Origin of the sequence: Streptomyces sp. NPDC007945 (genome assembly GCF_042958885.1) — a bacterium.
In the GTDB taxonomy this organism is placed as follows: Bacteria; Actinomycetota; Actinomycetes; order Streptomycetales; family Streptomycetaceae; genus Streptomyces.
On record NZ_JBIBJV010000005.1, the window covers coordinates 387,272 to 409,456 of the forward strand.

16 protein-coding genes and 3 pseudogenes are annotated in these 22,185 nt (G+C 74.5%); 7 read left to right on the plus strand and 12 right to left on the minus strand.

What is annotated here, in order from left to right; genetic code table 11:
• The first annotated feature begins 298 nt into the window (after positions 1 to 298).
• On the plus strand, positions 299 to 2,557 hold the full coding sequence (locus tag ACFZCF_RS18795) for an alpha-N-acetylglucosaminidase (protein ID WP_388444485.1): 2,259 nt from the start codon (positions 299 to 301) through the stop codon (positions 2,555 to 2,557).
• A 25-nt stretch (positions 2,558 to 2,582) separates the two neighbouring features.
• Here ACFZCF_RS18795 and ACFZCF_RS18800 read toward each other — a convergent pair.
• Positions 2,583 to 2,717 (minus strand): annotated as a pseudogene (locus ACFZCF_RS18800) (thiolase domain-containing protein); the annotation flags it as partial.
• Position 2,718: 1 nt separating this feature from the next.
• Between ACFZCF_RS18800 and ACFZCF_RS18805 the strand changes: the two are divergent.
• Both ACFZCF_RS18805 and ACFZCF_RS18810 read left to right on the plus strand, forming a co-directional pair.
• Positions 2,719 to 3,309, plus strand: a pseudogene (locus ACFZCF_RS18805) (acyl-CoA synthetase); the annotation flags it as partial.
• 112 nt (positions 3,310 to 3,421) lie between these two features.
• Positions 3,422 to 4,240, plus strand: coding sequence for a pentapeptide repeat-containing protein (locus tag ACFZCF_RS18810; RefSeq protein ID WP_388444488.1), 819 nt, complete (start codon positions 3,422 to 3,424; stop codon positions 4,238 to 4,240).
• A gap of 152 nt (positions 4,241 to 4,392) precedes the next feature.
• Here the strand turns inward: ACFZCF_RS18810 and ACFZCF_RS18815 are convergent, their stop codons facing one another.
• The 3 genes from ACFZCF_RS18815 to ACFZCF_RS18825 form a co-directional block, all read right to left on the minus strand.
• Entirely contained in the window at positions 4,393 to 5,169 is a 777-nt protein-coding gene (locus ACFZCF_RS18815; RefSeq protein WP_391287377.1) for a GNAT family N-acetyltransferase, read from the minus strand.
• A gap of 102 nt (positions 5,170 to 5,271) precedes the next feature.
• Positions 5,272 to 5,826, minus strand: a complete 555-nt coding sequence (locus ACFZCF_RS18820; RefSeq protein WP_391287378.1) for a cupin domain-containing protein — start codon at positions 5,824 to 5,826, stop codon at positions 5,272 to 5,274.
• A 16-nt stretch (positions 5,827 to 5,842) separates the two neighbouring features.
• Positions 5,843 to 7,063, minus strand: coding sequence for a cytochrome P450 (locus ACFZCF_RS18825; RefSeq protein WP_391287380.1), 1,221 nt, complete (start codon positions 7,061 to 7,063; stop codon positions 5,843 to 5,845).
• Positions 7,064 to 7,574: 511 nt separating this feature from the next.
• Here ACFZCF_RS18825 and paaK point away from each other — a divergent pair.
• Positions 7,575 to 8,864: a phenylacetate--CoA ligase PaaK gene (paaK, locus tag ACFZCF_RS18830; protein WP_391287382.1), complete on the plus strand. Its 1,290-nt coding sequence runs from the start codon at positions 7,575 to 7,577 to the stop codon at positions 8,862 to 8,864.
• A gap of 122 nt (positions 8,865 to 8,986) precedes the next feature.
• Here the strand turns inward: paaK and ACFZCF_RS18835 are convergent, their stop codons facing one another.
• Positions 8,987 to 9,343 carry a helix-turn-helix domain-containing protein gene (locus ACFZCF_RS18835; protein ID WP_169094620.1) on the minus strand — a complete coding sequence of 119 codons (357 nt, stop codon included), beginning with the start codon at positions 9,341 to 9,343 and terminating at the stop codon, positions 8,987 to 8,989.
• A gap of 91 nt (positions 9,344 to 9,434) precedes the next feature.
• On the opposite strand from ACFZCF_RS18835, the gene ACFZCF_RS18840 reads away from it, so the two are divergent.
• Positions 9,435 to 10,334: an NAD(P)-dependent oxidoreductase gene (locus ACFZCF_RS18840; RefSeq protein WP_388444502.1), complete on the plus strand. Its 900-nt coding sequence runs from the start codon at positions 9,435 to 9,437 to the stop codon at positions 10,332 to 10,334.
• Between the two features lie 10 nt (positions 10,335 to 10,344).
• Here ACFZCF_RS18840 and ACFZCF_RS18845 read toward each other — a convergent pair whose 3' ends face one another.
• On the minus strand, positions 10,345 to 11,847 hold the full coding sequence (locus tag ACFZCF_RS18845) for a fatty acyl-CoA synthetase (RefSeq protein WP_388444505.1): 1,503 nt from the start codon (positions 11,845 to 11,847) through the stop codon (positions 10,345 to 10,347).
• Between the two features lie 167 nt (positions 11,848 to 12,014).
• Between ACFZCF_RS18845 and ACFZCF_RS18850 the strand changes: the two genes are divergently transcribed.
• Positions 12,015 to 14,432 carry a penicillin acylase family protein gene (locus ACFZCF_RS18850; protein WP_391287385.1) on the plus strand — a complete coding sequence of 806 codons (2,418 nt, stop codon included), beginning with the start codon at positions 12,015 to 12,017 and terminating at the stop codon, positions 14,430 to 14,432.
• A 6-nt stretch (positions 14,433 to 14,438) separates the two neighbouring features.
• Here the strand turns inward: ACFZCF_RS18850 and ACFZCF_RS18855 are convergent, their stop codons facing one another.
• The 5 genes and pseudogenes from ACFZCF_RS18855 to ACFZCF_RS18875 form a co-directional block, all read right to left on the minus strand.
• Positions 14,439 to 15,539 carry a calcium:proton antiporter gene (locus ACFZCF_RS18855; protein WP_388444511.1) on the minus strand — a complete coding sequence of 367 codons (1,101 nt, stop codon included), beginning with the start codon at positions 15,537 to 15,539 and terminating at the stop codon, positions 14,439 to 14,441.
• 390 nt (positions 15,540 to 15,929) lie between these two features.
• Entirely contained in the window at positions 15,930 to 17,357 is a 1,428-nt protein-coding gene (locus tag ACFZCF_RS18860) for an FAD-dependent oxidoreductase (RefSeq protein ID WP_391287387.1), read from the minus strand.
• A 173-nt stretch (positions 17,358 to 17,530) separates the two neighbouring features.
• Positions 17,531 to 18,064 carry a DUF5709 domain-containing protein gene (locus tag ACFZCF_RS18865; protein WP_391287389.1) on the minus strand — a complete coding sequence of 178 codons (534 nt, stop codon included), beginning with the start codon at positions 18,062 to 18,064 and terminating at the stop codon, positions 17,531 to 17,533.
• Between the two features lie 15 nt (positions 18,065 to 18,079).
• The gene (locus tag ACFZCF_RS18870) at positions 18,080 to 18,343 is read right to left on the minus strand and encodes a DUF6480 family protein (protein ID WP_391287391.1); all 264 of its coding nucleotides are present in this window, start codon (positions 18,341 to 18,343) and stop codon (positions 18,080 to 18,082) included.
• A 213-nt stretch (positions 18,344 to 18,556) separates the two neighbouring features.
• Positions 18,557 to 19,261, minus strand: a pseudogene (locus ACFZCF_RS18875) (AMP-binding protein); the annotation flags it as partial.
• A gap of 393 nt (positions 19,262 to 19,654) precedes the next feature.
• On the opposite strand from ACFZCF_RS18875, the gene ACFZCF_RS18880 reads away from it, so the two are divergent.
• Positions 19,655 to 21,382, plus strand: a complete 1,728-nt coding sequence (locus ACFZCF_RS18880; RefSeq protein WP_391287393.1) for a serine hydrolase — start codon at positions 19,655 to 19,657, stop codon at positions 21,380 to 21,382.
• A 20-nt stretch (positions 21,383 to 21,402) separates the two neighbouring features.
• Here the strand turns inward: ACFZCF_RS18880 and ACFZCF_RS18885 are convergent, their stop codons facing one another.
• The gene (locus ACFZCF_RS18885) at positions 21,403 to 22,089 is read right to left on the minus strand and encodes a VOC family protein (RefSeq protein ID WP_388444522.1); all 687 of its coding nucleotides are present in this window, start codon (positions 22,087 to 22,089) and stop codon (positions 21,403 to 21,405) included.
• Positions 22,090 to 22,185: the final 96 nt, after the last annotated feature.

A 22,185-nucleotide genomic window follows, 5' to 3' on the forward strand; every position in this document is an offset into this window, starting at 1 on the left:
GGGGGCGCACGCCCGGCGCGCGGTCGGGGCGCCGGGGCGATCACCCCACGAAAGGTCCAGCGTACGCCGGAACGAGCCGCGTGTAACGGCATTCTCCCAAGCAGTTCGGGTGGTCTTCGGCCCGGCGGACGGTCCGAAGCCGCCGCAGGTCGGGACGTGTTCGACGGACAGATGTACGAAGTCGGGTGCGGGGCGAGGGGGGCGTGTCTTCCTTGACCGAGGCCCCCGCGCGGACTCCCCTATGACAGACGGTCAGATCATGATCGTCGCACGATCCTGATGAGGGGATGAGCCGAACTTGAGACCTCCCATTTCCCGCGCGCGGTCCTGGGCCGCCCGCTCGGTGTGTTCCCTCGCCCTGTGCGCCACCGCGCTGAGCGCGCTGCCGGCCGCGACGCCCGCGGCCGCGGATCCCGCGGCCGCCGCGCCCGTGGCCCCGGCGGCGGGGGCGGCGGCCGCTGCGCCGTTTTCGGTGAGCGCGGCACGGGCGGCACTGGTACGGCTGCTGCCGAAGCACGCGCGCCAGTTCGAACTGGCCCTGACCCCCCGCGCCGCCTCCGGCGACCGGTTCACCGTGTCGGGCTCGGCGGGGCGGATCGTCGTCACCGGCACGACGCCCGCGGTGCTGCTGCGCGGGGTGCACTGGTACCTCTCCTACACGGTGGGCGTGGACCTCGGCGCACCCGGGGACAGCGTCTCGGCGCTGCCCGACCTGCTGCCGGGACCCGCCGGCACGATCACCCGGTCGGCGTCGGTGCCGCACCGGTTCGCCCTCAACGACACGGACGACGGCTACTCCGGGGCGTACCGCGACTGGGACGCCTTCGAACGACAGATCGACCTCCTCGCCCTCCACGGCGTCAACGAGGTGTTCGTCCAGATGGGCGCGGAGGCCGCGTACCACGCGGCCTTCCAGGAGTTCGGCTACACGGGGGCCGAACTGCGCGAGTGGATCCCGGGGCCCGCGCACCAGCCGTGGTGGCTGATGCAGAACATGGCCTCCTTCGGCGGCCCCGTCACCGAACAGCTGATCGCCCGCCGGGCCGCGCTCGGCAAGCGGATCGTGGACCGGCTGCGGGAGCTGGGCATGACGCCCGTCCTCCCGGGGTACTTCGGCACGGTGCCGCCGGGCTTCACGGAGCGCAACCCGACCGGCCGGGTGGTGCCGCAGGGCCGGTGGATCGGCTTCACGCGGCCGGACTGGCTCGATCCGCGCGGCCCGCTCTTCGCACGCGTCGCCTCCTCGTTCTACCGGCACCAGGCGCGGCTGCTCGGCACCAGCACGATGTACAAGATGGACCTCCTCCACGAGGGCGGCAACGCCGGGGACGTACCGGTCGGCGAGGCCGCCGCGAAGGTCCTCGAAACCCTCGACGAGGCCCGGCCGGGCGCGACCTGGGTGCTGCTCGGCTGGCAGCGCAACCCCAAGGCCGAGCTGCTCGCCGGCGTCGACAAGTCCCGGCTGCTCGTGGTGGACGGGCTCTCCGACCGGTACGACGGCCTGGACCGGGAGACCGCCTGGTCCGGGACGCCGTACGCCTACGGCACCATTCCCAACTTCGGCGGCCACACGACGATCGGCGCCAACACCTCGGTGTGGACCGACCGCTTCGAGGCGTGGCGGACGAAGCCGGACAGCGCGCTGACGGGAATCGCCTTCCTCCCCGAGGCCACCGCCGCCAACCCGGTGGCCTTCACCCTCTTCACCGAACTAGCCTGGCGGGACGCGCCGGTGGACCACGCCGACTGGTTCGCGCGGTACGCGGCCCGCCGCTACGGCGCCCCCGACCCGCACGCCGCCAAGGCGTGGGAGTGGCTGCGGCAGGGCCCGTACGGCACGAAGTCGAACGGCTGGAGCGAGTCCCAGGACAGCCTCTTCACGGCCCGGCCGAGCCTCACCGTGCGCACCTCGGCCTCCTGGGGGCCGAAGTCGATGCGGTACGACGCGGCGACCGTCGAACGGGCGCTGACCGAGCTGTTGCAGGTGGCGCCGGAACTGCGGACCACCGACGCGTACCGCTTCGACCTCGTCGACACGGCCCGGCAGGCGCTCACCAACCGCAGCCGGGTGCTGCTGCCCCGGATCAAGGCGGCGTACGAGGCGAAGGACCTGGCCGCGTTCCGGGCGCGGGCGGCGGAGTGGCGGGCGTCCATGACGCTCCTCGACGCCGTCCTCGCCACCGACCGGCGGTTCCTGCTCGGACCGTGGCTGGAGAACGCCCGCTCGTGGGCGCGCTCCGACGCGGAGCGGGCCGTCCTGGAGTTCGACGCCCGCTCGCTGATCACGACCTGGGGCCACCGGGCGGGCAGCGAGGCCGGACTCCACGACTACGCCAACCGCGAGTGGTCGGGCCTCGTCTCCGGCTTCTACGCGCCCCGCTGGTCGGCCTATCTGGACTCGCTGGAGAACGCGCTGGTGACCGGGCAGGCACCGGCCGCGATCGACTGGTTCGCCTGGGAGAACGCCTGGAACCTGCGGCGGGACTCCTACCCGGTGACGCCCAAGGGCGACCCGGTGGCCCTGGCGACGCGGGTACGGGACGCCCTGCGCGCCTGACCGACCGCGGGATGCGCGGGCGGCCTCAGCCGGCCGGCGGTTCGGCGCCCACCAGCCACATCGCGAAGAACTGGGCGCCGCCGCCGTAGGCGTGGCCGAGGGCCCGGCGGGCACCGTCCACCTGGTGCTCGCCGGCCTCCCCCCGCACCTGGAGGGCGGCCAACTTCGGTTCCACCGAGTCCGGATCGAACGGCCGGGCCACCGACGACGCCGGCCCCGAGAAGGACTTCCGGCTGGACGTCAACGAGCGGACCCAGGTCGTCGACCAGGTCACCCTCGAACCCGTCGCCGTCGGCGCGGTCGGCCGCCTCGCCCAGCGCGGGCACGTGCCCACGGTCGACGCGGACGGGGTGGTGACCGTCCGCGGCCGCGGCTCCCAGTGCATCAACACCGGGGGCGAGAAGGTCTACCCGGAGGAGGTCGAGCAGGCCCTCAAGTCGCACCCCGACGTGTACGACGCGCTGGTCGCGGGCGTCCCGGACGCGACCTGGGGCAACCATGTGGTCGCCGTCGTCCGGCAGCGCGAGGGCTCGGCCCCGCTGGGCCCGGCGGCCGTCCAGGACCACTGCCGCCGCCACCTCGCCGGCTACAAGGTGCCCCGCCGGCTCGTCCTCACCGACCGCATCCAGCGCTCCCCGAGCGGGAAGGCGGACTACCGCTGGGCGAAGGCGGTGGCGACGGCCGCGAACGCGAGCGAGGGCGCGGGCCCCGGCCCGGCCATGCTCGGGGGCGCCGCCGGCCGACAGCCCTGACGGCACGGGCGGCCGCGGACCGGGCGTACGGCCGGCACGGCCACGGGAGGGCCCGTACGGGCGCGATACGGTGGGATGACCGTCTCTCCAGCTGCTAAGGAATCGTTCCACCGTGCCCGACACCCGGGAATCCGCCCTGCGCGGCGACTGCGCGCAGTGCTTCGGCCTGTGCTGTGTGGCCCTGCCGTTCGCCAAGTCCGCCGACTTCGCCGCGAACAAGTCCGCCGGCGACCCCTGCCGCAACCTCCAGGACGACTTCAGGTGCGGGATCCACACCCGGCTGCGGCCGAGCGGTTTCCAGGGGTGCACGGTGTACGACTGCTTCGGCGCGGGTCAGCGGGTCTCCCAGGTGACCTTCGGCGGCGTGTCCTGGCGGGAGGCCCCGGAGACCGCCCGCCGGATGTACGAGGTCTTCCCGGTGATGCGGCAGCTCCACGAACTGCTCCGCTACCTCACGGAGGCCCTGGAGCGGCCCGCCGCCCGCCGGGTCCACGGCGAGCTGCGGACGGCGCTCGCCCGGGTCGAGGCGCTGACGGCGCTGCCCGCGGCCGAGCTCGAGGGCCTGGACGTCGGCCCGGTGCGGGCCGAGGTCAATCCGCTGCTGCTGCGGACGAGCGAGCTCGTCCGTGCCACGGCGGGCGGCAAGCCGCGCGGCCGGCGGGGCGCGGACCTCATCGGCAAGCGGCTGCGCGGGGCGAAGCTGCGGGGCACGGACCTGCGGGGCGCGCTGCTGATCGCCGCCGACCTGACGGGCGCGGACCTCACCCTGGCGGACCTGATCGGCGCCGACCTGCGGGACGCGGACCTGTCCGGGGCGGTCCTGACGGACGCCCTCTTCCTCACCCAGCCCCAGCTGAACGCGGCGCGCGGCGACGCCAGGACCGTCCTCCCGGACGGCTTCGACCGCCCGGCCCACTGGACGGCGGCCTGAGCCACCCGGCGCCGGCCCGGCCTCCCGGGTCGCGGGCCGCACCGAGCGGGCCGCACCGAGCGGTCCGCGCGGCGACCGCGCCGGGCTGCGCCGGGCCTGGCCGTGACCGCCGTCCGCGGGGCGTCCTGACGGCGCCTCGGCCCGCGAGCGCCTCAGTCGTGCACGTACGGAGTGGTCGTGGTGAGCGGGACGAAGCCGAGGCGCTGGAGGATCGGGCGGCTGGTGGGGGCGGCGTCGACCTGGAGCCAGCGGTGCCCGTGGGCGGCGGCGACGCGGGCGCGGTGGGCGACGAGGGCGCGGTAGAGGCCCCGGCCGCGCCACTCCTCGACGGTGCCGCCGCCCCACAGGCCGGCGAAGTCAGTGCTCGGGTAGAGCTCCAGGCGGGCCGCGCTGACCGGGACCCCGTCGGCGAGGGCGAGGACGGCGGTGACGGTGCCGGGGTCGGCGGCGAGCCGGTCCAGGAGGCGCCGGCCAAGGTCGGAGCTGTCGGTGCCGAAGGCCCGTTCGTGGACCTCGACGACCTGGCGTACGCCCTCCGGGTCGGTGACGTCGTGGAGTTCGACGCCGTCCGGCAGGTCGACGGGGCCGCCCTGCGCGGACGCCTCCGCGACGAGCAGCGTCTCCGGTTCCTCGGCCCGGAAGCCGGCGGCCAGGAGCCGTGCGCCGAGGTCCGGGGGCCCGTCGTGGCCGTACAGCTTCCACTCGAAGGGCACGCCCTCCGCGCGGTAGTGGGCGAGCTGGGCGGCGATGGCCGCGTCGGCGGTCCGGTCGTCGAGCCCGGACCAGAGGACGCCGTTCCAGGCGTGGGCGGGTCCGGTCTGGCGGACGACGGCGCCGGCGCGCTCGATGCGGCAGCCGGGGCCGTCGGGCCGCGCCGCCCGCCGCAACTGGTCGTCGTACCGGGCGAGGAGGTCGGGTGCGTGGTTCATCGCGGCCATTCAAGGGCGCGGCCGGTCGGCGGGCAACGCCTTTTCGGGCACCTCCCTCGCCGCGGGTGCTCCAGGGCCCCCCGGCTGCCACCGGTCGGCGGCTCAGTGGCCTCCCTCGTGCCGCAGCGGGGTGATCTGGTCGATGTCGTAGCGGACGCGGAGCCGTGCGATGGCGGCGTGGTCGACCTCGCGGCCGTCGCCCGCCTCCGCGAGGATCTCCATCAGCTCCTCGAAGTAGCGCTCGTGGTCGGGCGGTGGGGACGCCTGGAACAGCATGCGGGCCGGGGCGCCCGTCGGGTTGGCGAAGGCGTGCGGGCAGCCGGGCGGCACGAGGATGAGGGTGCCCGGGGTGGCGCGTACCACCCGCTCGCCCGAGGCCGACTCCCATGACCGCCAGCTGTCGGGGGTGCGCACGAGCGGTTCGAAGGCGAGGACGTCGAGTTCGCCTTCGAGGAGGTAGAACAACTCCTCGCTCCGGCCGTGGGCGTGGGCCCCGACGTCGAAGCCGGGCGGGACGACGACCTCGAAGGTGGAGGCCGTACGGGAGTGCTCGCCGGTCACCTTGAAGGTGACGTGCTGGGCGGCGGTGGCGAGGGTCCGGCCGTGTCCGGGCGGGACGACGAGGCCGCCGGCGGATCCGATGGCAGTGACGGTCACTGGAGCGCTCCTTCCGTCACCACGTCACGGGCAGGGTCTCGGGGCCCCGGATGAGCGCGCCGCGCTGCCAGCGGAGCTCCTCCTCCGGGACGGCGAGCCGCAGGCCGGGGAAGCGGGTCCACAGGGAGCCGAGGAGGATCTCGGACTCCATGCGGGCGAGGGTGGCGCCGGGGCAGTAGTGCGGGCCGTGGCCGAAGGCGACGTGCGGGTTGTGGGCGCGGTCGAAGTCGAGCCGGTCGGGCTCGGCGAAGACCTCCGGGTCGCGGTTGGCCGTCAGGTACGAGACGTAGACGGGGTCGCCGGCCGGGATGCGGACCCCGCCGACCTCGACGTCCTCCAGGGCGATCCGGGAGAGGCCGACGGCGTTGCGGTGCGGGATGTACCGGAGCAGTTCGTCGACGGCCTGCGGGATCAGCGCGGGCTCGGCGCGGAGTCTGGCCAGGTGCTCGGGGTGGGTGAGCAGCGCGTAGACCATGTTGGCGCTGTTGTTGCGAACGGCGTGGGCGCCGCCGATCTGGATGAGGACGGCGAGGCCGACGGCCTCCTCCTCGGTGAGGGTGCCGTCGGCGACGGCCTCGGCGAGGACGGCCGCCAGCTGGTCGTTGTCGGTCGCGTGGTCGCCCGCGATGAGGTCGGTGAAGTAGCGGCCCATCTCCTCCTTGGCCCGCTCGCTGGCCTCGCGTCCCGCGGCGGCCGAGATGATGGTGTCGGACCAGTGGGCCATGAGGGCCTGGTCCGTGTCGCGGACACCCATGAGCTCGCTCACCATGGCGAGCGGGAAGGGCCGGTTGAGCGCCTCCATGAGGTCGACGGGCGGGCCCTGTTCCGCCATCCGGTCGAGCAGGCCGTCCATGACGGTCTGGGCGTGGTCGCGCAGCGAGCGCAGCGCGCGGGGGCTGAAGGCGCGGGCGACGACGCGGCGCATCCGGGTGTGGTCCGGCGGGTCGGCAAAGCCGACGGCGTCGGCCATGGGGATGAAGTGGGGGGCGAGGCGGGTGACCTGGCGGCCCCAGACGGCCTGCCGGCTGAAGCGGGGGTCGACGCTGACGAACTTGACGTCCTCGTAGCGGGTGACGAGCCAGGCGTGGCCCTCGCCGTGCGGAAGACGCACCCGGGTGACCGGGTCCTCGTGGAGGAGCTTCGCGAGCATCGGATCGAAGTCGAGCCCGGTGAGGTCGGGTACGGCCCAGAAGTGCACCTGGGGGGTGTCGGCGGTGTCGGGGGCGGTGGTGGTCACGGCGTCACCCCGGTGGGGGCGGGCGGGTGCGGTACGGGCATGGGGGTCGCTTTCGTCCGGGCGCGCGGGCGGGCCCGCCGGTCCTGGCGCGGCCGGCGGGGTGCGGGGCCGCGGGGCCCCGGCTGGTCCCACGGGTCCCCGGGGCCTCCGGCCCGTATGCGTACGCCCGCGGGAACCCACCCCATGGGGTGATGGCGGCACGCCCACTCGCGTCGACCGGGCGGCGCGGGAGCGGGGGGCCGGCGGCGTGGAAGCGGGGCACCCGGCCGTGCGGAGGAGGGACCCCGGCGGCGCGGAAGCGAGGGACCGGCCCCGCGGAAGCGGGAGACCTCGGCCATGCGGAAACGCGGGCCCTGGCCGTGCGGAAAGTGGCGCCGTACCCTTGCCAAACCCCTCCCCGGGGACGTTTTACTGGCCCCCACACGTATCTACCGAATGATCGGTCGTCCGTTTTCGCGTGGGGTGGGTGCGCGCGTCGGCCGGCCGGGCGAGCGCGGAGGAGTGGCGGCGCATGAGGGAACTGCCGGACGGCGGCGAGCGGCTGGGGCGCGAGGAGCTGGCGGCGCTCCAGCTGGAGCGGCTGCGGGCCACGCTGCGGCACGCGTACGCTCACGTGGACTTCCACCGGCGTGCCTTCGACGCGGCCGGGGTGCACCCCGACGACTGCCGCTCCCTCGCCGACCTGGCCCGCTTCCCCTTCACCACCAAGGCGGACCTGCGCGAGCACTACCCCTTCGGGATGTTCGCCGTCGACCGGTCGCGGATCCGCCGGATCCACGCCTCCAGCGGCACCACCGGCCTGCCGACGGTGGTCGGATACACGGAGGGCGACCTGGACGTGTGGGCCGAGGTGGTGGCGCGCTCGCTGCGCGCGGCCGGCGCCCGCCCCGGCGACCGGGTCCATGTGGCGTACGGCTACGGTCTGTTCACCGGCGGCCTCGGCGCGCACTACGGGGCGGAGCACCTCGGCTGCACGGTGATCCCGGCCTCCGGCGGCATGACGGCGCGCCAGGTCAGGCTGATCCAGGACTTCGAGCCCGAGATCATCATGGTGACGCCCAGTTACATGCTGACACTGCTCGACGAGTTCGAGCGGCAGGGCGTGGACCCGCGCTCGACCTCGCTGAAGGTGGGCGTCTTCGGGGCGGAGCCGTGGACGGAGGCGATGCGCGCGGAGATCGAGGAGCGGTTCGCGATCGACGCGGTCGACATCTACGGCCTGTCGGAGGTGATGGGGCCGGGCGTGGCGCAGGAGTGCGTGGAGACCAAGGACGGACTCCACATCTGGGAGGACCACTTCTATCCCGAGATCGTGGACCCGGTCACCGGCGAGGTGCTGCCGGACGGCGAGGAGGGCGAGCTGGTCTTCACCTCGCTCACCAAGGAGGCCATGCCGGTCGTCCGCTACCGCACCCGGGACCTGACCCGGCTGCTTCCCGGCACCGCGCGGCCCGCGTTCCGGCGGATGGAGAAGGTGACCGGCCGCAGCGACGACATGATCATCCTGCGCGGGGTGAACCTCTTCCCCACCCAGATCGAGGAGATCGTGCTCCGCACCCCCGCCGTCGCCCCGCACTTCCAGCTCCGCCTCACCCGCGAGGGCCGTCTCGACGCCCTCACCGTACGCGCCGAGGCCCGCGCCGACGCGACGCCCGGGGCCCGCGCGGAGGCGGCGCGGGCGATCGCGGCGGCGGTGAAGGACGGCATCGGCGTCTCGGTCGGGGTCGAGGTGGTCGACCCCGAGACGCTGGAGCGGTCGGTCGGCAAGCTGAAGCGGATCGTGGACCTGCGGAAGGGCTGAGCGACCAGCGCCGGACGGCCACCGGATACCCACTTTTTTGTGGGTACTTGTCGTCGTCCGGCCTCCGGGAGAGAGTGGGGACGTCCACAGGGACGGCGCCTCACGGATCCGGAGGGAGTGAGTCAGGAGGCGGCGCGTCGCGCCTCGGCCAGCCAGTCGAGGTGTCCGTGGCCCCAGTCGGACAGCGGGGCCAGCACCCTCGACAGCGCGAGACCCTGCTCGGTCAGCGAGTAGACGGTCTTGAGCGGCACGACATCGTGCGTCTCGCGGTGCACGATCCCGTCCTCCTCCATCTCGCGCAGGGCCTGGGTCAGCACCTTCTCGCTGAGCCGCGGCACCTTCCGGCGCAGTTCGCCGGGCCGGTGCGGGCCCGATTCGAGCAGCCACAGCAGCGTGGTCTTCCATTTGCCGTCGATCACCGAGATCGCGGCGGCCACGCCGCAGATCCCCTCGTGGTCGTCGAGACCGATGCGCGCCATCTCGTCCCTCTCGCATTCGTGCGCGGCCTGCCTGCCGCGCCGCGTCGCCCCACCCCACCTTATTCCGTTTTCACTGCACAGGAGTTCCCGCATGTCCGCCACCCCGGAGTCCACCCCCCAGCAGTCCGCCGTCACCGTCCTCGGGCTCGGCCCGATGGGTCGCGCCCTGGCCGGCGCCTTCCTCGCGGGCGGAGTCCGCACCACGGTGTGGAACCGTACGCCCGGCCGGGAAGGCGACCTGGTCGAGCGCGGCGCCACCGTCGCGGCCAGCGCCGCCGAGGCGGTCGCGGCGAGCCCGGTGACCGTGATCTGCATGGTCAACTACGACGCCACGGACGCCGTGCTGCGGCAGGACGCCGTCACGGACGCCCTCAAGGGCCGCGTCCTGGTCAACCTCTCCGCCGACACCCCCGGCCGCGCCCGGGACACCGGGGCGTGGGCCGGCGAGCACGGCATCCACTACCTCGACGGCGCCATCATGACGCCGGCCGTCACGATCGGCTCGCCCGCCGGCGTGTTCCTCTTCAGCGGCCCGTCCGACACGTACGGGGAGCACCGCGCGGTCCTCGACGCGCTCGGCGGCACCCACACCCACCTCGGCGACGAGGTCTCCCGCGCGGCGGCCTTCGACATCGCGCTGCTCGACATCTTCTGGACGTCGATGGCCGGGTACGTGCACGCCCTCGCCCTCGCGGACGCGGAGGGCATCACCCCGCGCGAGCTCGCCCCGTTCGCGGTGGGCATCGCGCAGATCCTGCCGCCGCTCTTCGAGGAGCTGGCCGGGGACGTGCAGGACGGCACCTACTCCGGTGCGATCAACCCGGTGACGTCGGCGGTGTCGACGATGGCGCACATCGTGCACGCCGCCGAGGACCACGCCATCGACTCGGGCGTGATGCGCGCCGTCGAGGGCCTGGCCCGCCGCACCGTGGCGCTCGGCCACGGCACGGACGGCTTCTCCCGCGCCGCCGAGGTGCTGCGCCGGCGCTGAACCGGCCCGGTCAGGTCCCCGCGTGACGGTCGCGCAGCTCCCGCTTGAGGATCTTGCCGCTGGCGTTGCGCGGCAGGGCGTCGGTGAAGACGATCCGCTTGGGGGCCTTGAAGGAGGAGAGGCGGTCGCGGGCGTGGGCGAGGAGTTCCGCTTCGGTGACCTCGCCGCGCGGGACGACCACGGCGGTGACCGCCTCGATCCAGCGGTCGTCGGGAAGGCCGATCACGGCCGTCTCGGCGACCGCCGGGTGCGTGTAGAGGGCGTCCTCGACCTGGCGGGAGGCGACCAGCACCCCGCCGGAGTTGATGACGTCCTTCACCCGGTCGACGATGGTCAGATAGCCCTCGGCGTCGCGGACGGCGAGGTCGCCGGAGCGGAACCAGCCGTCGCGGAAGGCGGCGGCGGTCTCCTCGGGCTTGGCCCAGTAGCCCTCGCAGAGCTGCGGGGAGCGGTAGACGATCTCGCCGGGGGTGCCGTCGGGGACGTCCGCGCCGTCCTCGTCGACGACCCTGGCCTCGACGTGCCGGACGGGCCGTCCGCAGGAGTCCATCCGCCCCTCGTGCTCGTCGGGTCCGAGGACGGTGGCGAGCGGGCCGATCTCCGACTGGCCGAAGCAGTTGTAGAAGGCCAGGCCGGGAAGGCGCGCGCGCAGCCGCTCCAGGACGGGCACGGGCATGATCGAGGCGCCATAGTACGCCTTGCGCAGCCCGGACAGCTCCCGCCGCTCGAAGCCGGGGTGGCCGGCGAGCGCGATCCACACCGTCGGCGGGGCGAAGAGGCTGTCCGCGCGCCCCGCCTCGACGAGCCCGAACAGGGCCTCCGGGTCGGGCCCTTCGAGGAGGGTGTTCTCCGCGCCGACCGCCAGGTAGGGCAGCAGGAAGACGTGCGTCTGGGCCGAGTGGTACAGCGGCAGCGCGTGCACGGGCAGGTCGTCCTCGGCCAGGCCGAGCGCCTCGATCGCGCTCTCGTACTCGTGGACCAGCGCCCGGTGGGTCATCATCGCGCCCTTGGGGAGGGCCGTGGTCCCCGAGGTGTAGAGCAGCTGCACGAGGTCGCGGGGGTCGCTGTCGGAGTCGTACGGCTCCGGTGCCGCGAGCGCGTCGAGGAGCGAGCCGGGCGCGTCCCGCAGCGCCCTGACCCGCACGCCGGCGGGGATCCGCTCGGCGAGCCCGGGATCGGCGAGGACGAGGGAGCTCCCGGACTGGTCCAGGACGTAACCGAGGTCGTCGCCGGTCAGGTGATGGTTCACGGGGACGTGGACGAGGCCGGCGCGGGCGCAGGCCAGGAAGGCGATCAGATACGCGTCGGAGTTGTGGCCGTACGTGGCGACCCGGGCGCCCGGCACCAGCCCCGGCTCGCGGCGCAGCACGGCGGCGGCGGTGGAGACGGCGGCGTCCAGCTCGGCGTAGGTCCAGGCGCGGTCCGCGTAGCGCAGCGCGGTCCGGCCGGGGACGCGCGCGGCGCTGGCGCTCAGCACGCCGTCGACGGTGCGGGTGAGGAGTCCTCGTTCCATGGCTGGATCCTCGGCGCGGCGGTGCGGCCGGTCAAGTACCGCGGTCCGACGGCGAGCTGGGGGCCGCGCCTCCCCGCCTCGGATACCGAACGGGATGTTGACAGCACGGGCGCTTGCTGACTGGATGGCCCAACCGGCTCCGGCCACGTGCTCGTTGGGAGGGATCCTTGCGCGACAGCAGCTTCTTCGACCGCCGTTCCCGGGGACGTCTGGCGCTGGTGGGCGCCGCGCTCGCCGCCGTCACCGCGGGCCTGCTGCCCGGAGCGGCAGCGGCCGATCCGGGCGGACGGGGCGGCGAGCACCGGCCGTCCGACCGCGGGCTGAGCGCCGTCATCCGGTACACCGAGTACGGCGTGCCGCACATCCTCGCCGACGACTACGCCGGCCTGGGCTTCGGCACCGGCTGGGCGCAGGCCGCCGACCAGGTGTGCGTGCTCGCCGACGGCTTCCTGACCGTGAACGGCGAGCGCTCCCGCCACTTCGGGGCCGCGGGCGCGCCGGACGGCTCGCTCTCCTCCGCCACCTCGAACCTCTCCAGCGACCTGTACTTTCGGGGCGTCGAGGAGGCCGGCACGGTCGAGGCGCTGCTGCGCACCCCGGCCCCCGCGGGTCCCAGCCGGGAGCTGAAGGAGCTGATGCGCGGGTGGGCGGCCGGGTACAACGCCTGGCTGCGGAAGAACCGGGTCACGGACCCGGCGTGCGCGGGCGCCGCCTGGGTCCGGCCGGTGACGGCCCTGGACGTGGCCCGGCGGGGCTTCGCCGTCTCGGTGCTCGGCGGTCAGGGCCGGGCGGTCGACGGCATCACGGCGGCCCGCCCGCCTGCCGCGCCCGCCGCGGGGACGCGGCAGGGCGACGTCGACCCGGAGCGTACGGCGGAGGCGGCGCGGGCCCTGTTCGCCCCCGAGAACGCCACCATGGGGTCGAACGCGGTCGCGTTCTCGGGCGCGACGACGGCGAACGGGCGGGGGCTGCTGCTCGGCAATCCGCACTACCCGTGGCAGGGCGGCCGCCGCTTCTGGCAGTCGCAGCAGACCATCCCCGGCGAGCTGAACGTCTCCGGCGCCTCGCTGCTCGGCACGACCGTCGTCAACATCGGCTTCAACGACAAGGTGGCCTGGAGCCACACCGTCGCCACCGGTGTGCCCATGAACCTCCACCAGTTGAGGCTGGTGCCCGGCGACCCGACCGCGTACCTGGTGGACGGGAAGCCGGAACGCATGACCGCGCGCACGGTGACGGTCGCGGACCGGGACGGCACGCCGGTGACCCGTACCCAGTGGTGGACCCGGTACGGCCCGGTCACCGACGGGCTCGGCGCGGGCCTGCCGCTGCCGTGGACGACGACCACCGCGTACGCGCTCAACGACCCGAACGCGGCCAACCTGCGCGGCTCCGACACCGCGCTCGGCTTCGCCAGGGCCCGCTCCACCCGGGACGTCGCGGAGACGCTGCGCCGCACCCAGGGGCTGCCGTGGGTGAACACCATCGCCGCGGACTCCGCCGGGCACAGCTACTTCGGCCAGTCGCAGGTGCTGCCCCGGATCACCGACGAGCTGGCGGAGCGCTGCTCCACCCCGCTCGGCCGGGTCGTCTACCCGGCGTCGGGCGTCGCCGTCCTCGACGGCTCGCGGACGGAGTGCGCGCTCGGCTCGGACCGGGACGCGGTGCAGCCGGGGATCTTCGGCCCGTCGCGGATGCCGGTGCTCCGGGACGCGCCGTACGCGGTGAACTCGAACGACAGCGCGTGGCTGACCAACGCGGACCGGCCGCTGACCGGGTACGAGCGGGTCTTCGGGACGCTCGCCACGCCGCGTTCGCTGCGCACCCGGGGCGGGATCGAGGACGTGGCGGGGATGGCGGCCCGGGGCGGGCTGACCGTGGCGGACCTCCAGCGGCAGCAGTTCGCCAACCGGGTGCCGGCCGCGGACCTGGCGGCGGCGGACGTGGTCGCGGCCTGCCCGGCGGCGCTGCCGGCGGAGCCGGAGGCGTGCCGGGTGCTGGCGGCCTGGGACCGCACGATGGACTCGGACAGCCGGGGCGCGCTGCTCTTCGACCGGTTCTGGCGGAGGTTCACGGCCGCGGTGCCGGCGGCCCGGCAGTGGAAGGTGCCGTTCTCGGCGGCGGACCCGGTGCGGACCCCGCGCGGGCTCGACACCGGAGCGGCCGGTTTCGCGACGGCCCTCGCGGACGCGGTGGCGGAGCTGCGTACGGCGGGGATCGCGCTGGACGCGCCGCTGCGGGACCACCAGTTCGTCGTCCGCGGCGGGGAACGGATCCCGGTGAGCGGCGGGACGGAGTCGCTGGGCGTCTGGAACAAGACGGAGGCGGTGTGGAACGCGGCGGGCGGCGGCTACGTCGAGGTCGCGCACGGCACGAGCCACGTGCAGGCGGTCGGCTGGGACGGCGGGCGGTGCCCGGTGGCCCGCACCCTGCTCGCGTACTCCCAGTCCTCGAACCCGGCCTCGCCGCACCACGCCGACCAGACGCGGCTGTACGCGGGCGAGCGCTGGGTGACCTCCCGGTTCTGCGAGAGGGACATCCTGCGCTCGCCCGCGCTCAGGGTGGTGCGGGTCAGCGGGAGGTGACGCCCGTCAGGGGCTGAACGACAGGAAGACGAAGGCGGCGAAGATCGCGAGGTGGACGCCGCCCTGGAGGAGGGTGGCCCGTCCGGGCACCACGGTCAGGGCGCTCACCACCCCGGTGAGGGCGAGCAGGACCATGTGGAGGGGGCCCAGGCCGAGCAGCAGGGGCCCGGACAGCCAGATGGAGGCGAGCGCGATCGCCGGGATGGTGAGGCCGATGCTGGCGATCGCGGAGCCGTAGGCGAGGTTGAGGCTGGTCTGCACGCGGTCGCGGCGGGCGGCGCGCACGGCGGCGAGCGTCTCCGGCAGCAGGACCATGAGGGCGATGACGACACCGACGACGGCCTTGGGCAGGCCGGCGGACTGGACGCCGTTCTCGATGGTCGGGGAGATCACCTTGGCGTTGCCGACGACGGCCACCAGCGCGACGAGGAGCAGGCCGAGGCTGGCGGCGGTGACGGCCTTGGTCGGCGGCGCGGCGTGCTCCTCGTCCGAGGACTCCTTGCCCTCGACGGGGACGGGGAGGAAGTAGTCGCGGTGCCGGACCGTCTGGACGGCGACGAAGACGCCGTACAGGGCGATCGAGGCGATGGCGGCGAAGGCGAGCTGGGCACCGGAGAACTCGGGGCCCTGGTGGCTGGTGGTGAAGGTGGGGAGCACCAGGGTCATCGTGGCGAGGGTGCAGACGGTGGCGAGCGCGCCGCCGGAGCCCTCGGCGTTGAAGACCGCGACCCGGTTGCGGAGCGCGGCGACGAGCAGCGCGAGGCCCACGATGCCGTTGCAGGTGATCATGACGGCGGCGAAGACGGTGTCTCGGGCGTAGGTGGCGGTCTTCTCGCCGCCGCCGGCCATCAGGCTGACGATGAGTCCGACCTCAATGACGGTGACGGCGACCGCGAGGACGAGCGAGCCGAAGGGTTCGCCGACCCGGTGGGCGATGACCTCGGCGTGGTGGACGGCGGCGAGGACCGCGGCGGCGAGGCAGAGCGCGACGAGGCCCACGGCGAGGCCCGGTAGGTCGCGGCCCCAGGCGAAGACCAGCGCAAGCAGGGCCACCACCGGCCCCCACGTGGTCCACTCCCGGGTCAACGCCTTGGTGCTCGAAGTCATCATCCTCTTCCTGCCCTGAGGGGCCTCGGCTCCCGCCGTGGGAGGGCCGCGGCCCGTTTCCGTCATTGTTCTGCGTCGGCCGGACCCTGCTCGTACGCGGCGGGGGTGTCGATGAACATCCGCCGTTCGGCCGGTCCCACGCGGGCCGGTGGCAACCGCCGGGCGCCGGCGCCGCGGCCGAGCCGGCCGTCGAGGGCGCCGCGGCGCTCCTTGGCGATCGGCCGCGCGGCCGGTTCGCGCCGGCCCGCCCGACCGTCAGGGGCCCGAGCAGCAGCGTACGTCGGCGTCGTCGCCGACGTCCGGGCGGGGTGGGGGCGTGGCCCACTTCCCCCGGAGGGGGCGCGGCGCCGGAAGGCGGTGTGACGGCTCTCAGGGGGTGGTCGACGGGCGTCAATCGTCGTCGCCCAGGGGGCGGGTCGCCGGGCCTTGGAGGACGGTGCCGTCGGCGGCGAAGCGGGAGCCGTGGCAGGGGCACTCCCAGGTGTTCTCCGCGTGGTTGAAGCCCATGGCGCAGCCCATGTGGGTGCAGCGCCTGGTCCGGGGGACGAAGCCGGACGCGAAGTGGCGGGCGACGGACGCCTGGTGCCGCGCGACACCGGGGTAGTCGCGCAGCGGCAGGGAGCGGCGCGGGTCGACGAGGCCGGCCCAGGCCGGGAGGGCCCCGCCCGTCAGGCTCGCGGCGAGGAGCCGGCCGGCGGCCACCCCGTTGCTGAGCCCCCAGCCCCCGAACCCGGTGGCGACGTGCAGGTGCGCGGCGCCGGAGCCCTCGGGGCCGAGGGGGCCCACGCAGGGAAGCCCGTCGGCGGTGTGGACGTCCTGCGCGGCCCACCGGTGGACCTGCGGTGCGTCCGCGAAACCGGGCAGCTGGCCGGAGGCCCAGGCCTCCAGCCGCCCGAACCGGTGGCGTACGCCTCCCGCGCCCGGCTCGAACGCCTCGCCCGCGACGATCAGCAGCCTCCTGCCCTCGCCGGCCGGAGCGGAACGCACCGAACGCGTGCCGCCGTCGGACGTCACGTACATCCCGTACGGGGCGTGGCGCTCGTCGACGACGGCGGCGACGACGAGCTCCCGGCTCACCGAGAGCCGCAGCAGCAGCGCGGCGGGGCAGCGGAGCGGGAAGTTCGTGGCCAGGACGACGTCCCGGGCCCGGACGGTGAACCCGCCCTCGACCGTGACCCCACGGTCCGCCTCGTCCTCGCGTACCTCGGTGACCCGGCTGTTCTCGTACACGCGTCCGCCGCGGGCGATCAGATCGTCGGCGACCCCGAGGACGAAGCGGCGGGCGTGGAACTGGAGCTGGTCGTCCACGCGCACGGCCGCCGCCACCGCGTAGGGAAGTCCCGTGTCGGTCACCGCCTCCGCCGGCAGGCCGGCCTCCGCGGCGGCCTCGGCCTCGGCCCGGATCTGTTCCTCGTTGCCGCTGTCCAAGGTGTACGTGTACGCCGGACGGCGTTCGATCTCGGCGTCGATGCCGAGTTCGGCACACGCGTCCACCACGTCGCGGAGCGCGCCCAGCTGGGCCTCCGCGTACTGCGCCGCCGCCTCCGCGCCACGCTCACCGCGCAGGCGGGCGTAGCGCAGTCCGTGCAGGGCGGTCAGCTTGCCGGTGGTGTGGCCGGTGACTCCCGCCGCGATCCGGCCCGCCTCCAGCACGACCACCTCGCGCCCGGCGCGGACCAGTTCGCGGGCGGCGCAGAGGCCCGCGATGCCCGCGCCGACCACGACCACGTCGGCGTCGACGTCCCGGTCGAGGGACGGGTGAGGTGCGCCGGGCGGCGCCGACTCCATCCAGTACGAACCACCGTCATAGCCGTGCACGACGGATTCCTTCCACGAGGGGGTGGGGGGCGGGGGGCGGGGTGAGGGCGAGGCAGGGGTCTGATCGGGGTGAGGCCCGGGGCCGGCTCGGGGCCGGGCCTCGGGGGCGGTCCTGGGCTCGGGCGCTTCGGACCGAGGCTCCGGGAGCGGAGGCGGGTGGGGCGCCCCGGCCGTCAGGCGGCCGGTTCGTCGCCTTCGGGCGCGCCGTCCACGCCGTCCGCGCCGTTCACCGCCGTGTCCACGTGCATCGCGGCCTCCTCGGCCGGCGCCGTGCCGTCGTCCGGGCCCACGTCGCGGGCGATTGCGCGGTCGATGCGGCCGGATCCGGCTGCCTCCGGGGCGAGGCGTCCGGCCCGGGTGGCGCCGGCCTCCTGGTCCAGGGGTTCGCCCTCGCCTCCCGGGAGGTCCCCGATGCCGTCGCCCGGCAGCGGCGGCACCTCCGGCTCCTCCTGGCGCAGCCGTTCGTCGAGTGATTCGCCTTCCCGCTGCTCCCGCTGCGTGGTGCCGTACCGGTTGACGCCCCTGGGGCGGTCCGGCGGGGAGTATCCGGGGGCGGTCAGGTCCTCGGTGGGATCGGTCGCGAGCGCGTTGTCGGGGTCCAGGGGGTCGGAGGGGCGGTTGTCGCTGTCGGAGTGGGTGGGCTGGTAGACGTCGTCGCCGCGGCTCCCGTCGGAGTCGGACGTGGCGGAGGGATCGATGTCGGCCATGAGGGGCTCCTTTCGTCAGCCGGTCGCGAGGAGGATCGCGTACACGAGGAAGAACAGGGCGATCAGCACGGCGACCACCCACATCGCCAGGAGGGGGCCCTTGGTCCAGCCGCGGCTGAGCGGCCGGTACGGCCCGGTGGCCGTGCCGGTGCCCGATTCCGCCGGAGGGGTCTCGCCCGGGCCGACGCCTCCGGCGACGCCGCCGCCAGGGGGTCTCTCCGGAATGTTCCCGGGGGTGTCCCTGGGGTCGGGGTCGGGGTTGCTGGGGGTGGTGGTCATGGCATGCGGCTTCCTGTGGCGGGGTGTCTCGGCGCGGCGGCCCACGGTCGTCCTCATGAGGGGCGACTTGCCACCACCGGCCGTCTGAAACAGGTCCCGGCCGACGCTCTGGACACGGGCCCCGGCCCGCTCGCGGGCCACGACACCCCGTAGCGCCCGGCAGCGCACGGTCACGACCGCGGTCTCCCCGCGATCGGCTCCGCTCGCGCGCGGTCACAGGGGGCGCTCGTGGCCCTCCCAGTAGGGGTCGCGGAGCCGGCGCTTGTAGAGCTTGCCGTTGGGGTCGCGGGGCATCACGGCGACGAAGTCGAGGGACTTCGGACGCTTGAAGGCCGCCAGGTGCCGGGCGCAGTGGGCGAGGATCTCCTCGGCGAGCGCCGACCCCTCCTCGTGCCCCTCGGCGGTCTCCACGTCCGCTTTCACCTCCTCGACCCAGTCGGCGTGCGGGACACCGAAGGCGGCGGCGTCGGCGACGGCCGGATGGGGCAGGAGCGCGGCCTCGTTCTCGGCGGGGTGGATGTCGACGCCGCCCGAGATGATCATGTCGATCCTGCGGTCCCGGAGGTAGAGGTAGCCGTCCTCGTCGAGGTGGCCGAGGTCCCCGACGGTGAAGAAGTCGCCGGCGCGGCTCTTCGCGGTCTTGGCCGCGTCCTTGTGGTACCGGAAGCCGCCGGTGTTCATCTTGAGGTAGACGGTGCCGAGTTCGCCGGGCGGCAGCGGGTTGCCGTCGTCGTCCAGGATCGCGAGTTCGCTGATCGGCCAGGCGCGGCCGACCGTGCCGGGCCGCTTCAGCCACTCCTCGGCGGTGGTGAAGGCCCCACCGCCCCCGCTGGCCGCGTAGTACTCCTCCACGCACCCGCCCCACCAGGCGATCATGGCCCGCTTGACGTGCTCGGGGCAGGGCGCGGCGCCGTGGACGTATCACGACGTCGAGGCCGTACGGTCGTCCGTCGGTGTGCTCCCGCATCCAGTCGAGGTCCCCGGCGAGCTCGTCCGGGGCCGTGTGGCGGACCGCGCCAGCACCCCGAGACAGCCGGCCCGACTGGGGCGGCGGCCACGGCCGGGAACGGCGTGAGGCCGAAGATGGCGTGCTCGATCCCCAGGATGTGACTCAGCTCCGTCTGCATGGGCGGCAGGATGCCGCAGCGGGGCGGTGGAAGGAAGAGGTCTTCTGATGAATCGTCAGGTTTGTTCGGGTGGGGGTGGTTGCGACTGGATCCGAAGTCCCGGATCCCAGATTGTGGATGCGGGATCCGGGATCTTGGATCCGAGATATCGGATTTTGGATTCAAGGTGTCGGGAGGCGGGCGGATGGGTGTCGCGGGCAGTGGGCCGACCGGGGAAGCCCCCGGGCTGCGCTGGGGTACGGCGGAGGAGGCCGGCCTGCTGGGGCGCGAGCTGGAGGGGATGGTCGAGGACGTGCGCGGGTTCCTCGGCCCGTCTCCCGTGCACCCGTGGTGCGCGGGGGCCGTGCTGCTCGCGGGCCGGGGCGGGACGGTGGCGCTGCACCGGGCGGTCGGGTGGGCGGCGCGGTGGGAGGCGTACGACGAGGTGAACGACACCGGCGTCGGGCTCCCGCCCGCGCTGAGGGTCCCCATGACGCCGGACACGGTCTTCGACGTGGCGTCGCTGACCAAGCTGTTCACCGCGATCCTGGCGGTGCGCCAGGTGGAGCGCGGCGCGCTGGAGCTCGGGGAGCGGGTGGCCGCGTACCTTCCGGAGTTCGGCCGGGCGGGGAAGGCGGGGATCACGGTCCGGCAGTTGCTCGGCCACACCTCGGGGCTGCGGGCGGAGCTGCCGCTGTACGAGGCGCCGGACCGCGAGGGGCGGCTGCGGATGCTGTGGGAGGAGGAGCCGCTCGCACCGCCGGGGACCGCGTACCGCTACTCGGACCTGAACATGATCGTGCTGCACCTGCTCCTGGAACGGATCACCGGTCGCGGTCTGGAGACGCTGCTCCACGACGAGATCACCGCTCCGCTCGGGATGCACCGCACGCGTTTCGTGCCGCCGCTCGCGTGGCGGGCGGAGACCGCCGCCACCGAGGACTCCCGCCGGCCGTGGGCCCGGCTCGACCGGGGCATGGTGCGGGGCGAGGTCCACGACGAGAACGCGTACGCGATGGGCGGCGTCGCCGGTCACGCCGGCGTCTTCTCCCGCGCCCGGGACCTCGCCGTCCTGGCCCGCACCCTCCTCGACGGCGGCGCGTACGGCTCCGCCCGCATCCTCTCCCCCGCCTCCGTGGACCTCCTCCTCACCGACGTGAACGAAGCCTTCCCCGGCCACGCGCACGGCCTCGGCTTCGAACTCGACCAGCGCTGGTACATGGGCGCCCTGTCCGGCCCCCGCACCGCCGGGCACACCGGATTCACCGGCACCAGCCTGGTCCTCGCCCCCGACTCCGACGCGTTCCTGATCCTGCTCGCCAACGCGGTGCACCCCGCCCGCACCTGGCGCACCGGCTCAGCGCCCCGTCTGGCCGCCGCCGACCGCCTCGCCCGGGCGGTCCCCGTGCGTCCCCCGGCCGACGCGCCCGGCCCCACGGCCTGGTTCTCCGGCATGACGGCCCCCGAAGGCGCCACCCTCACCCTGCCCGCGACGGGCGCGGACGCCGTCCGCCTCACCTGTCTTCTCTGGTGGGACACCGTGCCGGCCACCGACCCCCTGGTCCTGGAGGCGGCACCCGCCGACGGCACCGCCTGGCGCCCCGTCCCCTTCCGCACCGCCCCGCTCGAACGCCCCTCGGAGCAGCGCGACCACCCGGACGGCACCGCGTCCGGCTGGTCCGGTCGCCGCTGGCACCGCCTCACCGCCACCCTCCCCCCGACCCCGAACTCGACATCCGCTCCCGCTCCCGCCGCCCGGCCCCTCCTCCGGCTCCGCTTCCGTCACTCCACCGCCGGCCGGGCCGTCGGGCGCGGGGTGTACGTGACCGGCGTCCAGGTCCTGGACGGAGCGGGCCGCGCCGTCTTCGACGAGGCCCGCCCGGCGGACGCCTCCCGTGTCGCCGCCGTCGGCTGGCACCGCTCGGCGGACTGAACGGCGGTACGGCGCCTCGGCTACGACTGCGGCGGACCCGCGACGCCGACGCAGACCTCGTTGCCCTCGGGGTCGGCGAGGACCGTGTTCGAGGGCGCGTCGGCGTCGTTCACGATCCGGCCACCGGCGGCCAGCGCCGCCGCGATCCGCGCCGCCGCCTCGTCGTGCGGCACCCACACGTCGACGTGGACCCGGTTCCGACCGCTCCGGGGGGCCTCCATCCGCTGGAAGTAGAAGGGCGCGCCGCGGCGCAGCGGGTCGATCAGGTCCTCGTCGCTGCCCGCGCGGTTCTCGTATCCGAGCACCGCCCGCCAGAACGGCAGCACCTCCGGCAGTACGAGCGCGTCCAGGGTCACCTGGACGGTCCGTATGCCCGACGGATCGGAGGCCAGGCCGTGGGCGCGGGCCAGCGCCGAGACCCGCAGGGCGAGGTCCAGGTGCCGTTCGGTGAGACCGTAGTAGTCGTCGGTGACGGTGATGAGGCGTACGAGGACGCCGTCGGGCCGCAGGTCCACATCGGGATCCGATCCGGCGGGCAGCGCCCGGGCGAGCGCGCCCACGAACGCGGCCCCGGCGGCGAACGACTCCGTTCGGAAGTAGGCGCAGGCCCCCTCGCCGACGACCCGCCAGTCCCGGAGGCCGGGCGTCTCGTGGAACCGCCGCGGCCTGATGTGCGCCGTCTTCTCCGTCTTCCCCGTCTGTTCCATCTTCTCTGTCTGCTCCGTCCTATCTGTCTCCGGCATGAGGAGAACCTAGAGGATCGCGGGGGTAGAGTCGGCGGCTCGGTCGGCACGGCCGGAGTG